This is a genomic window from Pseudosulfitobacter koreensis, assembly GCF_024733015.1.
In the GTDB taxonomy this organism is placed as follows: Bacteria; Pseudomonadota; Alphaproteobacteria; order Rhodobacterales; family Rhodobacteraceae; genus Pseudosulfitobacter; species Pseudosulfitobacter koreensis.
Genome location: NZ_JANKJG010000007.1, coordinates 145,256 through 164,946, shown reverse-complemented (window position 1 = coordinate 164,946; position 19,691 = coordinate 145,256). Strand labels below are relative to the sequence as shown.

19 protein-coding genes and 1 other RNA gene are annotated in these 19,691 nt (G+C 65.2%); 7 read left to right on the top strand and 13 right to left on the bottom strand.

The genetic code is table 11. The features are described from left to right. Nucleotides 1-133 precede the first annotated feature (133 nt). Together NTA49_RS11245 and NTA49_RS11240 are read left to right on the top strand one after the other, a co-directional pair. Complete coding sequence (locus tag NTA49_RS11245; protein WP_258294862.1) at nucleotides 134-1,336, top strand: aminopeptidase P family protein; 1,203 nt, start codon at nucleotides 134-136, stop codon at nucleotides 1,334-1,336. A 125-nt stretch (nucleotides 1,337-1,461) separates the two neighbouring features. Beyond that, nucleotides 1,462-3,117, top strand: a complete 1,656-nt coding sequence (locus tag NTA49_RS11240) for an FAD-binding dehydrogenase (protein WP_258294861.1) — start codon at nucleotides 1,462-1,464, stop codon at nucleotides 3,115-3,117. Between the two features lie 5 nt (nucleotides 3,118-3,122). Here the strand turns inward: NTA49_RS11240 and NTA49_RS11235 are convergent, their stop codons facing one another. The 5 genes from NTA49_RS11235 to mgtE all read right to left on the bottom strand — a co-directional run bounded on the left by NTA49_RS11235 (nucleotide 3,123) and on the right by mgtE (nucleotide 9,041). Beyond that, nucleotides 3,123-4,154, bottom strand: coding sequence for an AI-2E family transporter (locus tag NTA49_RS11235; RefSeq protein WP_258294860.1), 1,032 nt, complete (start codon nucleotides 4,152-4,154; stop codon nucleotides 3,123-3,125). A gap of 76 nt (nucleotides 4,155-4,230) precedes the next feature. Beyond that, nucleotides 4,231-6,009 (bottom strand): SLC13 family permease, encoded by a 1,779-nt coding sequence (locus NTA49_RS11230; RefSeq protein ID WP_258294859.1) that lies wholly within the window; start codon nucleotides 6,007-6,009, stop codon nucleotides 4,231-4,233. 135 nt (nucleotides 6,010-6,144) lie between these two features. After that, nucleotides 6,145-6,969, bottom strand: coding sequence for a TIGR00282 family metallophosphoesterase (locus tag NTA49_RS11225; protein WP_258294858.1), 825 nt, complete (start codon nucleotides 6,967-6,969; stop codon nucleotides 6,145-6,147). A 111-nt stretch (nucleotides 6,970-7,080) separates the two neighbouring features. Further along, nucleotides 7,081-7,635 carry a 5-formyltetrahydrofolate cyclo-ligase gene (locus NTA49_RS11220; protein WP_258294857.1) on the bottom strand — a complete coding sequence of 185 codons (555 nt, stop codon included), beginning with the start codon at nucleotides 7,633-7,635 and terminating at the stop codon, nucleotides 7,081-7,083. Further along, the gene (gene mgtE, locus NTA49_RS11215) at nucleotides 7,632-9,041 is read right to left on the bottom strand and encodes a magnesium transporter (protein WP_258294856.1); all 1,410 of its coding nucleotides are present in this window, start codon (nucleotides 9,039-9,041) and stop codon (nucleotides 7,632-7,634) included. Before mgtE ends, NTA49_RS11220 begins: the two co-directional genes overlap by 4 nt. Before the next feature lie 116 nt (nucleotides 9,042-9,157). On the opposite strand from mgtE, the gene guaD reads away from it, so the two are divergent. Both guaD and NTA49_RS11205 read left to right on the top strand, forming a co-directional pair. Further along, a complete protein-coding gene (gene guaD / locus NTA49_RS11210; RefSeq protein WP_258294854.1) occupies nucleotides 9,158-10,447 on the top strand; it encodes a guanine deaminase in 1,290 nt (429 codons plus the stop codon). A gap of 111 nt (nucleotides 10,448-10,558) precedes the next feature. Next, nucleotides 10,559-11,446 (top strand): cation diffusion facilitator family transporter, encoded by an 888-nt coding sequence (locus NTA49_RS11205; protein WP_258294853.1) that lies wholly within the window; start codon nucleotides 10,559-10,561, stop codon nucleotides 11,444-11,446. Nucleotides 11,447-11,458: 12 nt separating this feature from the next. Here the strand turns inward: NTA49_RS11205 and NTA49_RS11200 are convergent, their stop codons facing one another. From NTA49_RS11200 to NTA49_RS11185, 4 genes are all read right to left on the bottom strand, one after another. Continuing rightward, complete coding sequence (locus NTA49_RS11200; protein WP_258294852.1) at nucleotides 11,459-12,799, bottom strand: 8-oxoguanine deaminase; 1,341 nt, start codon at nucleotides 12,797-12,799, stop codon at nucleotides 11,459-11,461. After that, complete coding sequence (hisN, locus tag NTA49_RS11195) at nucleotides 12,796-13,581, bottom strand: histidinol-phosphatase (protein WP_408637140.1); 786 nt, start codon at nucleotides 13,579-13,581, stop codon at nucleotides 12,796-12,798. Before hisN ends, NTA49_RS11200 begins: the two co-directional genes overlap by 4 nt. Nucleotides 13,582-13,654: 73 nt before the next feature. Next, nucleotides 13,655-14,026: a helix-turn-helix domain-containing protein gene (locus NTA49_RS11190; protein ID WP_258294850.1), complete on the bottom strand. Its 372-nt coding sequence runs from the start codon at nucleotides 14,024-14,026 to the stop codon at nucleotides 13,655-13,657. 412 nt (nucleotides 14,027-14,438) lie between these two features. Then, entirely contained in the window at nucleotides 14,439-15,314 is an 876-nt protein-coding gene (locus NTA49_RS11185) for a LysR family transcriptional regulator (protein ID WP_258294849.1), read from the bottom strand. A 126-nt stretch (nucleotides 15,315-15,440) separates the two neighbouring features. Here NTA49_RS11185 and NTA49_RS11180 point away from each other — a divergent pair, with 126 nt between their 5' ends. The 3 genes from NTA49_RS11180 to NTA49_RS11170 all read left to right on the top strand — a co-directional run bounded on the left by NTA49_RS11180 (nucleotide 15,441) and on the right by NTA49_RS11170 (nucleotide 17,105). Then, nucleotides 15,441-15,656 carry a DUF1127 domain-containing protein gene (locus tag NTA49_RS11180; RefSeq protein WP_258294848.1) on the top strand — a complete coding sequence of 72 codons (216 nt, stop codon included), beginning with the start codon at nucleotides 15,441-15,443 and terminating at the stop codon, nucleotides 15,654-15,656. Between the two features lie 149 nt (nucleotides 15,657-15,805). Next, entirely contained in the window at nucleotides 15,806-16,543 is a 738-nt protein-coding gene (locus NTA49_RS11175; protein ID WP_258294847.1) for a Bax inhibitor-1/YccA family protein, read from the top strand. A gap of 94 nt (nucleotides 16,544-16,637) precedes the next feature. After that, entirely contained in the window at nucleotides 16,638-17,105 is a 468-nt protein-coding gene (locus tag NTA49_RS11170) for a GNAT family N-acetyltransferase (protein WP_258294846.1), read from the top strand. 362 nt (nucleotides 17,106-17,467) lie between these two features. Here the strand turns inward: NTA49_RS11170 and rpmG are convergent, their stop codons facing one another. The 4 genes from rpmG to NTA49_RS11150 all read right to left on the bottom strand — a co-directional run bounded on the left by rpmG (nucleotide 17,468) and on the right by NTA49_RS11150 (nucleotide 19,649). Then, nucleotides 17,468-17,635, bottom strand: a complete 168-nt coding sequence (rpmG, locus tag NTA49_RS11165) for a 50S ribosomal protein L33 (protein ID WP_258294845.1) — start codon at nucleotides 17,633-17,635, stop codon at nucleotides 17,468-17,470. Nucleotides 17,636-17,761: 126 nt separating this feature from the next. After that, nucleotides 17,762-18,171, bottom strand: an RNA gene (rnpB, locus tag NTA49_RS11160) — RNase P RNA component class A. Nucleotides 18,172-18,254: 83 nt separating this feature from the next. Then, the gene (locus NTA49_RS11155; protein WP_258294844.1) at nucleotides 18,255-18,860 is read right to left on the bottom strand and encodes an N-acetylmuramoyl-L-alanine amidase; all 606 of its coding nucleotides are present in this window, start codon (nucleotides 18,858-18,860) and stop codon (nucleotides 18,255-18,257) included. 84 nt (nucleotides 18,861-18,944) lie between these two features. Next, the gene (locus NTA49_RS11150; protein WP_258294843.1) at nucleotides 18,945-19,649 is read right to left on the bottom strand and encodes a hypothetical protein; all 705 of its coding nucleotides are present in this window, start codon (nucleotides 19,647-19,649) and stop codon (nucleotides 18,945-18,947) included. Between the last annotated feature and the right edge of the window lie 42 nt (nucleotides 19,650-19,691).

The following is a 19,691-nucleotide window of genomic DNA, read 5'->3' as shown; positions in this document are numbered from 1 at the left end:
CGATGGCGTCGCCAGCATTTACGTGCACCCCCCTTTTCCCCTTCCTGAACGCCGGGATTTTTCTTTGCTGCCGCGCAGTCGAGGAAGGTCGCCTTCCTTCGGTCCGCGCCGCGGCATGATGAAGGAGCCAGAAATGGATCGTCCAGAATTCTTTCGTTTCCATCAGGGTGAAAAGACCCTTCCCTTTGACGCGCAGGAGTACGAAACGCGCCTGGCGCGCCTGCGGGCGGACATGCAGGCCAACGGCGTTGACGCCTGCGTGTTCACCTCGATGCACAACGTAGCCTATTACTCGGGCTTTCTCTACTGTGCGTTCGGGCGGCCCTATGCTCTGGTCGTGACCCAGACCGAGGATGTGACCATCAGCGCCGGGATCGACGCGGCCCAGCCGTGGCGACGCAGCCATGGCGACAACATCACCTATACGGATTGGCAACGGAACAACCACTGGCGGGCGGTCTTGTCCGTCACCGGTGCGGGCCGAAGCATCGGATACGAGGCGGATCACCTGACCCTTGCCCAACGCGATCTGCTGGTCAGCTTCCTGAAGCCTGCAGCAACCTTGGATGTCGCGCCGATCACGATGCGTCAGCGGATGCACAAATCTGCGGCTGAAATCGCGCTGATCCGGTCCTGCGCGCAGGTGGCGGATGTGGGTGGCTATGCCATCAGGGACGCGATCAGGGCAGGCACCCGCGAAATCGACGTCGCCATGGCGGGCCGTGACGCGATGGAGTTGGAAATCGCCCGGCGTTTTCCGGATGCCGAGTACCGCGATACATGGGTGTGGTTCCAGTCCGGCATGAACACGGATGGCGCACATAACCCCGTCACCGGACGCGTGTTGCAACCGGGCGACATCCTCAGCCTGAATACCTTTCCGATGATCAGCGCGTATTACACGGCGCTTGAGCGGACGCTGTTCGTGGACACGGTGGACGCCGCCAGCCTTGCGATCTGGGAGGCCAATGTCGCCGCGCATGAATACGGCATGAGCCTTTTGAAACCGGGGGCAAGCTGCGCGGACGTGACGGACCGGATCAACGCATTCTTCGCAGAACGTGACCTGTTGCAATACCGCACCTTCGGCTACGGGCACTCGTTCGGCATCCTGTCGCATTACTATGGCCGCGAGGCGGGTCTGGAACTGCGCGAGGACATCGACACGGTCCTCGCGCCGGGCATGGTCATCTCGATGGAGCCGATGCTGACCGTGCCAGAAGGCACGCCCGGCTCCGGCGGGTATCGCGAGCATGACATCCTGGTGATCACCGATGAAGGCCACGAGAACATCACCGGCTATCCTTACGGGCCCGCGTTCAACGTGATCTGCTGACGCTAGGGGTGCAGGGGGCCTTTGGCCTGCGGTTTTCCGCAGGGCGGTTGCGTGCCCTGCACCCCTCACAAAACACTGGAACCCCTCGCCCCTGCGCGGCTACGCTCTCCCTAAGGGAGAGCATCATGGACAAGGCAGACGCCATCATCGTGGGCGCGGGGCTGGCCGGACTGGCCGCCGCGGCCGAGCTGGGCGACCGGGGCAAGCGGGTCATCGTCGTCGATCAGGAACCGCGCAGTGGCCTCGGTGGTCAGGCGTTCTGGTCGCTGGGCGGCCTCTTCATGGTCGACACGCCAGAGCAGCGGCGCATGGGTATTCGCGACAGCCGCGACCTGGCCTTGGGCGACTGGATGGGCAGCGCGGGCTTTGACCGGACCGAGGACGCATGGCCGCGCAAATGGGCCGAGGCCTATATCGACTTTGCCGCAGGCGAGATGCGCCCCTGGCTGCACGGGATGGGCCTGCGCTGGTTCCCGGTGGTGGGCTGGGCCGAGCGCGGCGGCGGTTTTGCCGACGGTCACGGCAATTCGGTGCCGCGGTTTCATATCACATGGGGCACCGGCCCCGGCACGCTCGAACATTTCAGCCGCCGCTGTCTGGAGCATGAAGCTGCCGGGCTGATCGACTTTCGCTTTCGCCACCAGGTCGACCGCATCGACATGGCGAACGGGACAGCGACCGGCGTGTCGGGCACCCTTTTGGCCGACGACCCGACCCCGCGCGGGGCCTCGACCAGCCGTGAGCCTGTGGGGGATTTCACGCTCAAGGCCGCCTCGGTCATCGTGACGTCCGGCGGCATCGGCGGCAATTTCGAGATGGTGCGCAAGGCCTGGCCGACCCAGCGGCTTGGCCCCGCGCCCAAGGAGATGATCGCGGGCGTGCCCGCCCATGTCGATGGCCGGATGATCGCGATCGCGCAGCAGGCGGGCGGGCATGTCATCAACGGCGACCGCATGTGGCATTATACCGAAGGCGTGAAGAACTGGGACCCGATCTGGCCCGCGCACGGCATCCGCATTTTGCCGGGGCCCTCGTCGATGTGGTTCGACGCCACCGGCAAGCGTTTCGCGCCGCCCGCCCTGCCCGGTTTCGACAGCATGGGCACCCTGCGCGCGATCCTGGCGACGGGCCATGATTACAGCTGGTTCGTGCTGACCCAGAAGATCATCAAGAAGGAATTCGCTCTGTCCGGGTCCGAGCAGAACCCCGATTTCACATCCGGAAAATGGGCCGAGGTGATCCGCCAGCGCATTCTGTCGGGCAGGCGCGCGACAGCCCCCGTAGAGGCGTTCAAGGAACATGGCGCGGATTTTGTCGTGGCCGACGACCTGGACACGCTGGTCGCGGGGATGAACCGCATCGGGGATGTGCCGCTGGAGGTGGATGCCTTGCGCGCGCAGATCGTGGCGCGCGATGCGCAGGTCGACAATCCATTCTCGAAAGATGCGCAGATGATGGCGATCCACGCGGCGCGCAACTATCGGGGTGACAGGCTGATCCGCACCGCCAAGCCGCACAGGTTCCTAGATCCCGCGAACGGCCCGCTGATCGCGGTCAAGTTGCACATCCTGACGCGCAAGACGCTGGGCGGGTTGCAGACCAACCTCGACAGCCAGATGATCGGCGCGGACGGGGCACCGGTGCCGGGGCTGTTCGCGGCAGGCGAAGTCGCGGGCTTTGGCGGCGGCGGCTATCACGGCTACAACGCGCTTGAGGGCACGTTTTTGGGCGGCTGCATCTTTTCGGGTCGCAATGCGGGACGGTCGCAGGCGATCGGCTGACCGCCTCAGACCTTGCCGTTCGCCGACAGCAGCATCGCGATAGGCCGCGCCGACTGGATCTCGGCCAGCACGATCACCAGACTGGCGGTCAGCGGCACCGCCAGCAGCGCACCCGGCAAGCCCCAGAGCGTGCTCCAGAACGCCAGCGCCAGCAGCACCACGAAGGGGCTGAGGTTGAACGCGCGGCCCATCAGGCGCGGCTCGAGGTAGGCACCGACAAAGACCTGCGCCGCCGTCAGCGCCACCAGCACCGCCCCCGCCATGCTCAGCGTGCCGAATTGCGCGAGGCTGAGCAGCACCGGAAAGATCACCCCGATCAGCGAGCCGATGTAGGGGATGTAGTTCAGGAATGCGATCAGAACCGCCCAGAACAGGGCAAATTCGATCCCCAGCAGCAGCATGATGCCGAACGACAGCGCGCCCAGGATGATGTTGAGCGTGGTCTTGACGAAGAGGTACTGCCCGATCCGGTCGTTGACCCGCGACAACAGCAGGATGGCACGGCTTCCGGCCTCCTCGCCGCCCATGACCATCACCACCTTGCGGGTCATCGCCCCGCGCTCGGCGATGAAAAAGCTGGCGTAGAGCACGACCAGAAACAGCGTGGTGCCGAAGCCGCGCAGCGACAGCAGCGCGGGCGCGATCCAGTTGCGGATGTCCACCTGGTCCAGCGTGACGCTGCGCACGTTTTCCCAGGTCGGCTCGTCCTCGATCCCCAAAAGGCTCGCGTTGCGGGTGATCAGCTGTTCCAGGTTGCTCTCGTAGCGCGGCAGGACGGTGGCGACCTGCGCCAGGTTGTTGATGACAAGGATGAACAGCAAGATCACGACCAGCGTGAACACCAGCAGGATGAACGTCCGCCGCGCCCAGTCGGGCAGACGGCCCAGCACCGGCAGGTTCTGCATGGCGGCGGCAGCGGCCAGCAGGATATACACCGAGATCAGTGCGGCAAGCACCGGCAAGAGCACCGGCTTGCCGATCCAGAAGAGCCAGCCAAGCATCAGGGTGAGGGCAACGCCGTAGGTCGTGTTCCGCATTCTGTTCCTGTCTCCCGCCGTCTCGAAGCGCGGTGCGCCCTGGTGTTCGGTCATGCGCTGCCCCTGCCCTGCGCCCTCATAGCGGCCACATCATCGGAATGATCGCCGAGGCCAGCAGGCCGACGCTGAGGTTCAGCGGGATGCCCACGCGCATGAAATCGGTGAACTTGTAGCCGCCGGGGCCGTAGACCAGCATGTTGGTCTGATAGCCGATGGGCGTGGCAAAGGATGCACTTGCCGCCACCATCACCGCCACCACCAGTGCGCGCGGGTCGATGCCCAGCGCCGTGCCGAGGCCGATGACGATGGGCGTCATCACCACGGCCACCGCGTTGTTGCTGACCAGTTCGGTCAGCACGCTGGTCAGCAGGTAAATTGCCCAGATGATGAAGAAGGGCGGGAAATCCCCGATCACCGGCGCGATGCCATTGGCGATCAGCGCCACGGCCCCCGATGCCTCGAGTGCGGCGCCGATGGCCAGCATCGAGAAGATCAGCGCCAGCAGACTGCCGTCGATATATTCAAACGCCTCGTCCGCGTCGATGCAGCGGGTGATCAGCACCAGTGCCACCGCCAGCACGCTCAGAAGCAGGATCGGCGCCACGCCGAAGGCCGCCAGCGCCACGATGCCGATCAGCGCGCCGATGGCAATCGGGGCATGGCCGCGCCGGAACGCGCGGCTGGAGGGATGCGAGACGTCGACCATGTCCATGTCGGACGCCAGCCGCGCGATGTCTTCCTGCGCGCCTTCCAGCAGCAGCGTGTCGCCCACGCGCACCACCAGATCGTCAAGCTGCTGGCCGATGTTCTGGTTGCGACGGTGCACCGCCAGCGTATAGACGCCGTAGCGCCGCCGCAGCCGCATCGACCCCAGAGAGCGCCCGATCATCTTGCAGCCCGGCGTGATCAGCACCTCGACGGTCTGGGTCTCCACCGCAGACACCTGATCGACGCGCTTGAGTTCCTTGTTGCTTTGCAGGCTGAGCAGTTCGGTCATCTGCGTGCGCAGCACCACGCGGTCGCCGACCTGCAGGCTGACGCCCGCCAGATTGCGCCGCAACGACAGATCGCCGCGCACCACGTCGATCAGCCGCACGCCTTCGCGTTTGAACAGCTGCACGCCCGAGACTTCACGTCCGATCAGGTTGCTTTCGGGGGGGATCACCGCCTCGGTGAAGAACTTCATCTTGCGCTTGTCGCTGAGCAGGTTGGCCATGCTGTCGCGTTCGGGCAGCAGCCAGGGGGCGATGAAGCGCAGGTAGATCATGCCCCAGACCACCAGGATGGCCCCCAGCGGCGTCACCTCGAAGATCGTGAACGGTGCCAGCCCGTTGGCCCGCGCCGCGCCGTCCACCAGCAGGTTGGTCGATGTCCCGATCAGGGTCAGCGTGCCGCCAAGGATCGCGGCATAGCTCAGCGGGATCAACAGCTTGGACGGGGCCAGGCCCATGGTCTTCGAGATCTGCATGAACACCGGGATCATCACCACCACGACGGGCGTGTTGCTGACGATGGCGCTGGACCCCACGACAAAGGCCATCAAGAGCCCGATGGCCAGCGCCGGATTGGTGCGCGCGTGGCGGCTGGCAAGGGCCGTGAACGCATCCAGCGCGCCGGTGCGCACCAGCGCGCCCATGATGATGAACATCGCGGCAATCGTCCACGGCGCCGGGTTCGCCAGCACCAGGCGCGCGTCATCATAGGGCAGAACGCCGGTGGCCAGCATCACGGCGGCCCCGGCGATCGCCACCACTTCGGTCGGGAAGGTCTCGCGCAGGAACAGGATGAACATGACCCCGACGATGCCTAGCGTCAGGAAGGCGCCGCCGGTCTGCGAAAGCTCGAAAAGGCCCATATGTGGCGGCTCTACCTTGTGAAAATGCCCGTTGGACACTTTTGCCGATCACAGGGGGGGCTGCAAGCAGATGTGGGTGTCAGATTGCTTGTCAGGTCGACAAACGCGTCAGATCATGCCGCAAAAGCACAAAACTCAGGCCACGGGCGCAGGACCCGCCGCAGGCAGCCGCCCGCCCTGACGCACCATCTCGATGCGGGTGGCCTTGCCGGTCTTGTCGTCGGTCTCGATATAGACGCCCGAAAGCGTGACCTCGCCAAGTGCGGGGGTGAACCGCTCCTTTGGCATGCCGGTGATGAAGCGGCGCAGCGGCTCGTCGCGCTGCATGCCGATGACGCTGTCGTAATCGCCGCACATGCCTGCATCGGACAGATAGGCGGTGCCCTTGTTCAGGATCATCGCGTCCGCCGTGGGCACATGGGTGTGGGTGCCCACCACCAGCGACGCGCGCCCGTCGCACCAGTGGCCCATCGCCATTTTCTCGCTGGTCGCCTCGCAGTGGAAATCGACGATCACCGCCGAGGCCTGACCGCCCAGCGGATGGGTGCGGAACACCGCTTCGGTGGCCGAGAACGGATCGTCGAAGGGGCGCTTCATGAACACCTGCCCCAGCGCCTGACAGACCAGCACCTTGCGCCCGCCACGGGCCTCGAACAGGCGCGCGCCCTTGCCCGGAGCGGACTTGGAAAAGTTCAGCGGCCGGATGATGCGCGGCTCGGCCTCGCAGAACTGCAGCATGTCCTTCTGGTCGAAGGCATGATCGCCCAAGGTGACGCAATCGGCCCCCGCGTCCAGAATGCCGCGCGCATGTGCCGCCGACAGCCCCATCCCCGAGGTCGCGTTCTCGCCGTTGACCACGACAAAATCCAGCTTCCACGCTTCGCGCAGCTTCGGCAGACCGTCGGTCACCGCCTGCCGGCCCGCGCGGCCCATCACATCGCCCAAAAACAATATCTTCATGCCGCCCCTCTTATGCGTCCCAGCCTGCCCCGAACAAGCCCCCGCATTTCTTTTGGCCAAAAATATCCTGGGGGAGCGCCGAAGGCGCGGGGGCAAAGCCCCCATACCCATTCAAAACGTAATCACACCCGTCTCGGTCACGATCATGTCCAGCGGCTGGTCCACGGGCTCCAGCGGCAGCGCCTCGGCCTCCTGCGCGGCAAAGGCAAAGCCCACCGCCAGCACGGGGCCGCGCGCGCGCAGGCCTTCCAGCGTGCGGTCGTAAAAGCCGCCGCCATAGCCCAGCCGCCCGCCGCGCCGGTCGAAGGCGACCAGCGGCACGATCAGGATCTGCGGCACCACCCAGGCATCGACCGCAGGCAGACGCGCGCCGAACGGCCCGTCGCGCAGGGGCATGTCCGGCTCCCACAGCGAAAACAGCAGCGGCTGGGCTGGCCCCTGGTTCACCGGCACGCCGACCGGGCCATAGGCAGATGCCTCGGCCATCGCGGGCAGCGGGTCGATCTCGGAGCGGATCGGCATGTAGCCTGCCAGTGGCACACCGCGGTGTCCCGCCAGCACTTCGGAGAGGACGCCGCTTGCGCCGGGGGGCGCTGCGGCGAAGGCCGCCTCGCGCCGCGCGAATGCCGCCGTGCGCGCTGCGGCCTTCTGCTGCGCCAGCGTCACAGCAGGACCGCCGCCGCCAGTCCGAGAAAGGCGAAGAAGCCGACAACATCCGTCACCGTCGTCACGAAGGCGCCCGAGGCCAGCGCCGGGTCGACCCCCACGCGGTCGAGCACGACGGGGATCACGGTGCCCGCAAAGCCCGCGACCACCATGTTGACCACCATCGCCGCCGCGATCACATAGCCCAGCGCGGGTGAGCCGAACCAGACCAGCCCGACGATGCCCATCACGACGGCAAAGACCAGCCCGTTGATCAGCCCTACCAGCACCTCGCGGCGGATCACCCGCCAGACGTTGCTGCCGGTGAGGTCCTTGGTCGCAATCGCGCGCACCGCCACGGTCAGCGACTGGGTGCCCGCGTTGCCGCCCATTGACGCCACGATGGGCATCAGGACCGCCAGCGCCACGATCTGCGCGATCGCCATCTCGAACTGCGCGATGACCAGCGAGGCGGCGATCGACGTCAGCAGGTTGACCGCCAGCCACGGCATCCGCTGCTTGGTGGTGTCGAGCACGCGGTCCGAGAGCGAGCCTTCGCCGACGCCCGCCAGACGCATGATGTCTTCCTCGTGTTCCTCGTCCAGCACGGCCATCGCGTCGTCGATGGTGATCAGGCCGATCAGGCGGCCCTCGTCATCGACCACGGGGGCGGAAATCAGGTGGTACTGGTTGAACGCATAGGCCACGTCGCCCTCGGCCTGCATGGCGGGGATCACCTGAAAGGTGTCCTCGACGATGTCCAGCAGCGGCACCTCGCGGCGCGAGCGCATCAGCTTGCCAAGTGTGACGTTGCCGACGGGGTGCAGGCGCGGATCGACCACGACGATGTGGTAGAACTGGTCGGGCAGGTCCTCTTCGGGTGTGGCGCGCAGATGGTCGATGGCGTCGCCCACCGTCCAGTGTTCGGGCGACATCACGACCTCGCGCTGCATCAGGCGGCCTGCCGAAAATTCCGGGTAGGACAGCGCCTGACGCACCGCCATGCGGTCTACGTCTTCCAGCGCGTCCAGGATGGCACCCTGCTGGGTGTCGTCCATGTCTTCGACCAGATCGACCACGTCGTCGCTGTCCAGATCGCGCACCGCCTGCGTCAGCACCTGCGGCGTCAGCAACGAGATCACCTCGTCGCGGATGCTTTCATCAAGTTCGGACAGGATGTCGCCGTCGAATTCGCGGTCATAAAGCCGGATCAGCCGCGCACGGTCGAAGGCGTTCACCTGTTCCAGAAGGTCGGCGATGTCGGCGGGGTGCAGCGGCTCCATCAGCTCGATCAGCTTTTCCTGATCTTCGATGTCGACCGCATAGAGGATCGCGGCAACCGCCTTGCGGTCCAGCTCGTAGGCCTCGTCTACGCGTTCCTCCTGGGCCTTGTGCTCTTCTTCGATTTCCTGGATTTCATCTGACATGGCACTGGTCCCCGCGTTAAGTCCGCGACCATAAACGCGGGTGTTTCAACAGACAATGGTGCGACAGTAGCAAAGGTCAATTTACCTTTTGTGATCGCCCGCTTATCTTGCGCGCCATGACACAACAGATCCTTTTGACCGGCCATGTGCTGACCACCACAGGCGACCCTTTTGCCGATCCGGACGCGGTGCAGATCCACGCAGGCCACGGCGTGCTGATCGAAGGCAGCCGCATCGTCGCCACCGGACCCGCCGACAGGTTGCGCGCGCACGCACCGCAGGCCGAGGTGCATGACCACGGCAGCCACCTGATCCTGCCCGGCTTTGTCGATGCGCATGTGCATTACCCGCAGACGGCGATCATCGCGAGCTGGGGCAAGCGGCTGATCGACTGGCTGAACACCTATACGTTCCCCGAAGAATCGCGCTTTGGCGATGCGGAGTATGCGGCACAGGTGTCGGAAAGCTATCTGGACCTCGCGCTGGCGCATGGGACCACGACGATGTGTTCCTTTGCCACCATCCACCCCGCGTCTGTCGATGCGTTTTTCGAGGCCGCCGCCACCCGTGACATGCGCGTGGTCGCGGGCAAGACCTGCATGGACCGCAATGCGCCGGACAGCCTGCGCGACACCGCGCAAAGTGCCTATGACGACAGCAAGGCGCTGCTGACCCGCTGGCACGGCAAGGGGCGCGCGCACTATGCGATCACGCCGCGATTCTCGCCCACGTCGACGCCTGAACAGCTTGCGGCACTCGGCGCGCTTTGGGCCGAGCACCCCGATTGCCTGATGCAGACGCACCTGTCGGAACAGGTCGATGAAATTGCATGGGTGCGGGATCTCTATCCGCAGGCGCGCGATTATCTGGACACCTACGAGGCGCATGGGCTCTTGGGTGCGCGCGGCGTTTATGGTCATGCGATCCACATGGAGCCGCGCGAGGTGGACAGGCTGGCCGAGGTTGGCGCGGCCGTGGTGCATTGCCCGACGTCGAACACGTTCATCGGGTCGGGGCTGATGGATCTGGCGGGGCTTGCCGCGCGCGGCATTGCCGTGGGGCTGGCCACGGACACCGGCGGCGGGTCGTCGTTTTCGATGCTGCGCACGATGGCTGCGGCCTATGAGATCGGCCAGCTGCGCGGCACGCCGCTGCACGCGCGGCACCTGCTGTGGCTGGCGACCGCCGGGTCGGCGCGCAGTCTGCACCTGCAGGACCGCATCGGCACGCTGGCGCCGGGGTACGAGGCGGACATCTGCGTGCTCGACCTGGCCTCGACCCCTGCCATCGCGCAGCGGGCGGCGAACGTGTCCGACATCTGGGAGGCGGTTTTCGCCACCATCATGATGGGCGACGACCGCGCGGTCGCGCAGGTCTGGGTGAACGGGCGGGCGGTGGCGCGGTAGCGGATCACCGCGCGCTGAAATGCGGATGATTTTCATTCGCATATTCAACAGCTTGAGCTTCGCGCCCGCGTTGCGTATCTGCAAGGTCAAGCGGCGATAAGGACGGCCACCATGACCACGATCAAGCTGGCGATTGGCAGTATTTTCATAGGCTTCGCCGTCCTGGGTCTGAAATCACTGGCCTATTGGATGACCGGATCGGTCGCACTTTTGTCCGATGCGCTGGAAAGCACGGTCAACGTCGCCACCGCCTTTGCCGCCCTGATCGCCATTCGCGTCGCCGCCAAACCCGCCGACGAAGGCCACCCCTGGGGCCACCACAAGGCCGAGTTCTTCAGCGCCGTGCTGGAAGGGGTGATGATCATCCTTGCCGCCCTGCTGATCCTGCGCGAGGCCTATGACGGGTTCATGACCCCTGCAGCGCTGGACGCCCCGATCGAGGGGCTTGCGGTCAACCTGGGGGCCACGCTGATCAACGGGCTGTGGGCCTGGGTGCTGATCACCAACGGGCGCAGGCAGAAATCGCCCGCGCTGGTGGCGGATGGCAGGCACCTGGTGACGGACGTGCTGACATCGGTGGGCGTGGCGGTCGGCGTGGTGCTGGCGGTGGTCACGGGGTGGTGGATACTGGACCCGATCCTGGCCTCGCTGGTGGCGGTGAACATCCTGTGGTCAGGCTGGAAGATCGTTCGCGAATCGCTGAGCGGGCTGATGGACGAGGCGGTGTCCGACGCCACGCTGGGCCGTATCCGCGAGGTGATCGCCGCCGAGGCGAACGGCGCGATGGAGGCGCATGACCTGCGCACGCGCCATGCCGGAACCGCGATCTTCATCGACTTTCACCTGGTGGTGCCGGGCGAGACCACGGTGTTCGAGGCGCATGAGATTTGCGACCGGATCGAGAACGCGCTGAAAAAGACGCTGGACGTGACGCATATCACCATCCACGTGGAGCCCGAGCACAAGTCGAAAGAGGACGGCGCGATCATCCTTGAGTGAGGTTTGCGCAGTCTAGAGCGCGTCCTGCAACCGCCGGGCCAGCCGGTTCTGGCGGGCGATCACAGCACCCAAGTCCAGCGTGGTGATCTGCCCGTCGCGCACGATCTGGCGACCCTCGACAAAAAGATCGCGCACTGTCGTGGGCCCCGCCATGAGCAATGCTGCGGGATCCCAGCTGCCCGCACTTTCGATACCGCTGATGTCCCAGATTGCGAGATCCGCGCGCTTGCCCACGGCGATGCGCCCACAGTCGGGACGGCCCAGAATGTCGGCCCCGCCACGGGTGGCGATTTCCAGCGCCTCGCGCGCGCTCATGGCATCGGCGCCGTTGGCGACACGTTGCAGCAGCATCGCCTGCCGCGCCTCGGAGACCAGATTGCCCGCGTCGTTGCTGGCCGATCCGTCGACGCCAAGGCCCACGGGCACGCCCGCGTCGCGCATGGCGCGCACCGGTGCGATGCCGCTGCCCAGACGGCAGTTCGAGCAGGGGCAATGGGCGACGCCGGTGCGGGTGCGGGCAAAAAGAGCGATCTCGGACGGGTCCAGCTTGACGCAGTGGGCGTGCCAGACGTCGGGGCCGACCCAGCCGAGGCTTTGGGCATAGTCACCGGGGCGCATGCCGTATGCGGCCAGGCTGTAGGCGATGTCTTCGTCGTTTTCGGCCAGATGGGTGTGCAGCATCACGCCCTTGTCGCGGGCCAGCAGGGCGGTGTCGCGCATGAGGTCCGTGCTGACCGAAAACGGCGAACAGGGGGCGAGACCGACGCGGCACATCGCCCCCTCGGAGGGATCGTGGAAGGCGTCGATGACGCGGATACAATCGTCGAGAATCGCGGCCTCGGTCTCGACCAGCGTGTCTGGGGGCAGACCACCCGCGCTTTCGCCGATGCTCATGGAGCCGCGCGTGGGATGAAAGCGCAGGCCAAGGTCGGCGGCGGCGTGAATGGTGTCTTCGAGCCTTGAGCCATTGGGATAGAGGTAGAGGTGATCCGACGACAGCGTGCAGCCCGACAGCGCCAGTTCGGCCAGACCGACCTGCGCCGAGGTGTGCATGTGATCGGGCGTGAAGCGCGCCCAGATCGGATAGAGCGTTTTGAGCCAGCCGAACAGCAGCGCATCCTGTCCGCCCGGCACGGCGCGGGTGAGCGTCTGGTAGAGGTGGTGGTGGGTGTTCACGAGACCGGGGGTGACCACGCAGCCGCGGGCCTGCACTGTCTCGCCCGTGGTCCTCAGCCCCTGCCCCACGGCGGCGATCTGGCCGTCGCGCAGCAGGATATCGGCGCCTTTCAGCTCGCGGCGGGTGTCGTCCATCGTCAGGATGTGGTCGGCGCCCTGAATCAGAACCTCGGTCATGGGTGGCGCGCGAGGATCGCCAGCGCTTCGGCGTGGATTTCGGGGTTGGCGGCTGCCAGTGCGCGCCCGCCGTTGTGGGCCGGATTGCCCTGCCAGTCGGTGACGATGCCGCCTGCGGCCTCGATCACCGCGATGGGGGCCTGGATGTCATAGGCGTTCAGGCCCGCCTCGATCACCAGATCGGCCTGCCCTGCGGCGACCAGCGCATAGGCGTAGCAATCCATGCCGTAGCGTGTCAGCCGTGCGCGCCCTGCCACATCGACGAAGGCTGCGGCGTCGGCGGGGGTGCCGACCTCGGGGAAGGTGGTGAAGACGGTGGCCTGTGACAGCGGGCGGGGGCTGCGGGTTTTCAGTGGCGCACGCCCCTGTGGCCCGTGCAGCCATGCGGCCTCGGGCGTGCCGATGAACCGCTCGCCGATGTAGGGCTGGTCGATGATCCCGATTTCGGGGCCGTCGGGGCCACCCACGGCGATCAGCACACCCCATGTCGGCGTGCCCGAAACGAAGCCGCGCGTGCCGTCGATGGGGTCGAGCACCCAGGTGAGGCCGCTGGTGCCCTGCGTGGCACCGAATTCCTCGCCCAGGATGGCGTCGTCGGGGCGCAGGTCGGCCAGAATGGCGCGCATCGCCTCTTCGGCGGCGCGGTCGGCGATGGTGACGGGATCGTAGCCGCCTTCGAGCTTGTTTTCCGCCGCGAGGTCCGTGGTGCGAAAGTGCGGCAGAATGGCCGCACGGGCCGCATCGGCCAGCTTTTGCGCCACGTCCAGCAGGGTATCATGCATATGTGTCATGGGCATGAGAGGTGCCAGTTCGGCGGGTGCAGTGCAAGTGCATCCCGCCGCGTGGACCAGACAGTCAGGCGACGTCGCTGAGAACCCGTGCAAGTTCGAACAGGCGGCGGCGCTGGTTCTTGGGGATCGCGTAATACGAGCGCACCAGATCCATCGCTTCCTTGTCCTCGAGCAGGTCACCCGGCACCGGACGGCCCGACGCCTGCGGCACCTGTGCGCAGTCCAGCCCCTCGAAAAAGAAGGATACCTTGACGTCCATCGCCGCGCCGATGTCCCAAAGACGCGAGGCGCTGACGCGGTTCGCGCCGGTTTCATATTTCTGGATCTGCTGGAACTTGATACCGACCAGTTCGGCCAGTCTTTGCTGGGTCATACCGATCAGCCAGCGGCGCTGGCGAATTCTCTTACCTACATATTCGTCGACTTTATGAGCCATCTTAACACCTTTTCTTAATAGTCCACGCAGGCGAAAATGAGGCACAATAATTCGCGTTCATAATCAGGCTTGGATAGAAAAACTCTTTAGCACTCGCGAAAACATATACGTCTGAACATCAAAAGCAACTGCCCAGACGCTCAACCACAAGCCTTCTGCGAAAATGCCTGATATTTAATTAACTTCTGAATACGCGGCTTTCCGCCCTTCCCCGATAGGGTACTGCGCAGCATGGGCTGAAATTCGGTTTTTACGGGCGAAAAGCCCTGCTGGCAGGGGTCTGACAGAAAGTCGGGTATGCCCGAAGACGCGACAGAGCCAACAGAAACAATTTCGCTAAAAAAAACCCAAGTGTGGTGGTATTCGTTAGGATTTTATTAATAAGGAGCCCGTATTAAGTTGACGAATTCAACTATACCGCGCGCAGACGCACCTGATCCTCGGCACCAAAGGAACGGCGCAGCAAATCCGCCAATGCGTCGTGCACCATGTTCTTCGACCGGGTCGCGCCATAGAGGTTGATCATCTGCGCGGGCAACTCGGGCAGATGGCCGCCGTGGTCGATGCGTTTCAGATGCGGCGGTTCGGTGCCTTCGATCATCGTGTTGATCGCGAGATCTGCGCTGACCGTCGCCTCGATGGTGCGGTCGCTGTCGGTCTCGACGATCACGTCCCAGTCGATGCCCGCCTTGTCCAGACGTTCGATCACGCGGGGCCGGAAGGTGCAGTGCCGCCCGAAGGCGAGCTTCAGCGGGCGCTGCCGCCAGGCCGAGCCGTCGGGTGCCCCGAGCCAGCACAGCGGCTTGATGCAGAGCGTTTCACCGCCCGCGTCGACGAAGGTTTCGGTGGTCAGGATCAGGTCGCATTCGCCCTTGGCGAAGTCTTCCTTGAGCGCCTTGGTGTAGCAGGAGATCAGCTGCACCTGAACACGGGGAAAGGCGGCGTTGAACTGTTTCAGCACGCGGGGAATCGCGGGGTAGACGATGTCGTGCGGCACGCCCAGACGGATCGTGCCCACATAGGCCTGGTCGGTCAGACGCACGATCACCTCGTCATTCAACGCGACCATGCGTTTGGCATAGACCAGCAGCTGCTCGCCCGCCGAGGTGAGCGCAATGGTGCGCCCGGAGCGGTCCAGAAGCTCGAGCCCCAGCGTTTCTTCCAGCCTTTTCAACTGCATGGAGACGGCAGACTGGGTCAGATGCAGAAATCCGGCCGCACGGGTCACGCCGCCGGTTTCGGCGACTGCGGCAAACGACCGCAGGGTGGTTATGTCCAGATTTCTCATTCATCAATCCTTTTGATGCATCGCAGCACAAACATTCGTTTTAAAAATGTTACATGAATTGGCATATACATCAACAGAATTGATAAGAACCCGACGTTTCATACGGACCGATAAAGGATAGACACCATGACCATGACCGATCTCATTGCCCGCTCGCCCCTGTTTACAAGCGCAGATCCCACCCGCCGCAGCCGTGGCAGCCTTCTGGGCCTGTGGCTGTCGCGCCGCGCGCTTGCCCGGCTGGACCAGGCCGCACTGGACGATATCGGCGTCACCGCCGAGGACGCACATCGCGAAGCGTCGCGCCCGATCTGGGACGTGCCTGCAAACTGGAAGGCCTGACGCCTGCCGACTTGAGGCAAAACCTGCGAAAAAGCAGCGGCGAAGGCTCCGAAAACACTTGAAACATGGCCTGCGCGCCCCGATATTTGGGACACGCAACACCGCAGGCTGAAATCTGCGGATCACCAGTGTTTTTAATGGAGGCTTTAATGGCTGATATCAACACGATCCGGACAGCAGCAGGCACGCGTGCTGCCGAGATCGACCAGGGGCTTCGCGCCCACATGAACAAAGTCTACGGCACCATGTCCGTGGGCATGCTGCTCACCTTCCTCGTGGCCTGGGCCGTCGGCTCGAACCCCGCGTTGCTGAGCGTGTTCCGTGATCCGGCGACGCTGCAACCCAACATTCTGGGCTGGATCGTGATGTTCGCGCCGCTGGGCATGGTCTTTGCCTTCGGTGCTGCAATCAACAAGCTGTCGGCCGCCGGCGCGCAGCTGTTCTTCTACGCCTTCGCGTCCGTCATGGGCCTGTCGCTGAGCTGGATCTTCGTGGCCTTCACCGGCATGTCCATCGCACAGGTGTTCCTGATCACCTCGATCGCCTTCGCGGGTCTGTCGCTTTGGGGCTACACCACCAAGAAGGACATCTCGGGTTGGGGTTCGTTCCTGATCATGGGCGTGATCGGTATCCTGGTCGCCTCGATCGTGAACATCTTCCTGCAATCGCCTGCGATCATGTTCGCAGTGTCGATCCTGGGCGTGCTGATCTTTGCCGGTCTAACCGCCTATGACACGCAGAAGATCAAGAACGACTACATCCAGCACGCCGCACATGCCGACACCGAATGGCTGGGCAAGGCGGCGATCATGGGCGCGTTGAACCTGTACCTGGACTTCATCAACATGTTCATGTTCCTGCTGCAACTGTTCGGCAACCGCGAATAACGCAGAAGCCAACGGCACGTTTTTTCGGAAGGGCTGGTCGCAGGACCGGCCCTTTTTGTTTGTGCGCTGCCTTTTGTCCCTGGAGAACGATGCCATGATCACCACCCTGCCCGCTGCTCACGCCGGAGTGCTGGAGCCTCTCTTGCGGCAGGTGCATGACCTGCACGTCGCACACCAGCCCACGCACTACCTGCCGACGCCTGCACCTTCGGTGCTGCGCGGGTTCCTGACCGATTGGCTGGCCGAGCCGTACATCACGGCGCTGGTGGCGGGTGACCCATCCGCGCCCGTGGGGTACCTGATCTATGAAGAGGAGCGGCGCGCGGCTTCGGTGCTGAAGCCTGCCCGGCACCGGGCGGTGCTGCACCACATCTGCGTTGACGCAGGGCACCGTCGCAAGGGCATCGCGGCGGCGCTGATCGCCCATATGCGGGCCGGGTGTCGCGCGGCGGGCATCGGACAGATCACGGTGAGTTACGGCGCATTCAATAAAGCGTCGGCGCGCACGATGGCGCAGGCGGGGCTGGAGCCGGTGACCGTGGTTGCGGACGGTGTCGTGTAGGGAAGGCCCGCCCGGCGAAGGAGATCAAGCGCAAGAATCGCTTGGTGGTGCGGGTGGCCTGCGCGGACTGGCAGGGCATCAGCGGCAAGGCTGTGGCAGGCGCGCAGGGCGCGTGGCGGTGCGTTGGCGGCTGGGGGTGCCCCGGGGGGTCAGTGGCGCGTAGACGTGGCGCTGTGTGCGGGCTTGCGTGTGACGCTGTCCGTGGCGCCCCGTCCGTAGCGCCCTGTCCGTGGCCCTCTAAGGAGCTGCGCGCCTGGGCGGCGGGTCGGGCCTGACGCTGCACGGATGCGCGGGGGGTATAGAGACGCAAAAGGCCGCGTCCTTGCGGCGCGGCCCTGCGTATCGAGGTCGGAGAGGCGATCTTACTTGATCTTGCCTTCCTTGTATTCAACGTGCTTGCGCGCGACGGGGTCGTATTTGCGAGTTGTCATTTTCTCGGTCATCGTGCGTGCGTTTTTCTTGGTGACGTAGAAGTGGCCTGTGCCCGCGGACGAGTTCAGACGGATCTTGATCGTGGTTGGCTTCGCCATGTCTCTTCTCCTGCTGCGCCGGTGGCCTCGGTAGGCGGGCGCGTAATTCCTGAACCCCGCCTTCTAAGCAGATCGGGGGGTGAGTCAACCGCAAAATCAGTGTGGGTGCCACAATTGCGGGAAGTAATGCGCGGAAGGCCTGTAAGCCGGATTTTGTCCCGAGGGTTGCCCCCCGTGGATGGCCATTCATCTTGGCCCAGAGTTACCCCTGCGCCTCTAGCTGCCAACCCGGACCTGCTCGGGCCAAAGCGGCCCTGCGGCTTGCGCCACACGCGGTCCCTATTTGGCATTGCTCCCGGTGGGGCTTGCCGTGCCGGTCCGGTTGCCCGTCCCGCGGTGGTCTCTTACTCCACCGTTTCACCCTTACCCCCATGTGATGTCGGTTGCCCGATCCGCATGAAGGCGGTCTGTTCTCTGTGGCGCTTTCCCTGGGGTTGCCCCCGCCGGGCGTTACCCGGCACCGTTGCTTTGTGGAGTCCGGACTTTCCTCGAAGGTCAGGGTCGCCCCTGTCCCCCGCGGCCATCCAGCCTTCCGCGCTCGGGCGGCTTAGACGGTCGGGCGGGCGCGCGTCAATGGGCAAAGCTGTGGTTTGGGGCGGATCGGCCCTCTGGGGGGAGTTTAACGGGCAAGATGAAGGGGCGCGTAGTCCTGCGGGCTGAGCGGCCCGGTGGCCTGCGGGCGGTAGCGCAGGCGCACGGCGGCAAGCAGGTCGGCATCGGAGACATCGGCGGTGTAGCCTGCGGCGCGGGCGGCTGCGCGGAAGGTATCAAGGTCTGGTTTTTGGTCCGGTGCGCCGGTGCCGCGCGGGGCTGCAAGGCCTGCGGCCTCGAGCCGGGGCCAGTCGAAATGCGGACCGGGGTCGGATTTGCGACCGGGGGCCATGTCGGAGTGACCGATGACGCCCTCAGGCGGGATCGACCAGCGCCGCAGGATGCCGCGCAGCAAGGCTTCGAGGTTTTGCATCTGGGGCTCGGCAAAGGGGCGCCGGCCGTCGTTGTCGAGTTCGATCCCGATCGAGCGGGAATTGACGTCGCCCTGCCCGGCCCAATGCCCGGCACCCGCGTGCCAGGCGCGCAGGTGTTCGGGCACCATGCAGGTCACGGTGCCATCCTCGGCGATCAGGTAGTGGGCGGAGACCTCGAACGCGGGGTCGCAGAGGCGCTCGAGCGCGGCCTGGGCGCCCTGCATCGCGGTGTAGTGGATCACCACCAGCCCGGGCAGCAACCCGTCCCTGCGGGGGCCGCAATTGGGGGAGGGGTGGCTGTGAATTTGCACGGGGATCTATGCGGGGAACTGCAACGGGCGGGTTCAGCCGCGCGCGGCGCGCCGGTAGAGGGCCGGGTCCCAGTTGCAGGCATAGCCGTCGCCATCGGGATCGAGCCCCTTGCGGTCGCGCTGCGGGCCGCCACGGGCCAGGAAATCGGCCTGGGCGTCATCGTCGCTGGCGTAGTCGGCGCAATTGCGGGCCATCTTGGACTGACCGCCGAGGCCGATGCGCGTGTGCACCTTGGTGCCGCGAGGGTGGTTGGTCTGCAGCGCGTATTCGACCACGTTGGGGCCAGCGGCGTCGCTGCGCGACGGCAGGGCCGTGGGCTGGATCACTTCGTATTGCGCGCGGTTCTGCGCGATGCGGGCCTTGTCGCTTTCGATGGTCTGGCGCGCGGCCACGGCGTCAAAGTTGTTCTCGTCCGAGATGCCGGGATTGCTGAACGTCGCGGGTGCCGGGTTCGAGGGGCTGGCATTGACCACCTCGCGGCCCGAGTTCAGGGCGGCTGCGGCGTCATCCTCGGCCAGCGATGCGGCGACCAGATCGGGATCGAAGCCGCCCCGCGCGCCGCTGCTGCCGGGCGTCTGCGATGTCGATGCGGCGCCCAAAGGCTGGCTGGAGACCGAAGGTGCGGGCGGCACGGCGGGGCCCATCGTGTCGAAGCCCACGCCCGCAGCGCTGTCGGGTATCGCGGGCTGACATGCGGCCAAAGCGCCGACTGCGGCGACCATCAGAAAGTGTTTCATGTGCATCTCTGCCCGGTTGCGTGGGTCTGCGCCCACTGTTTG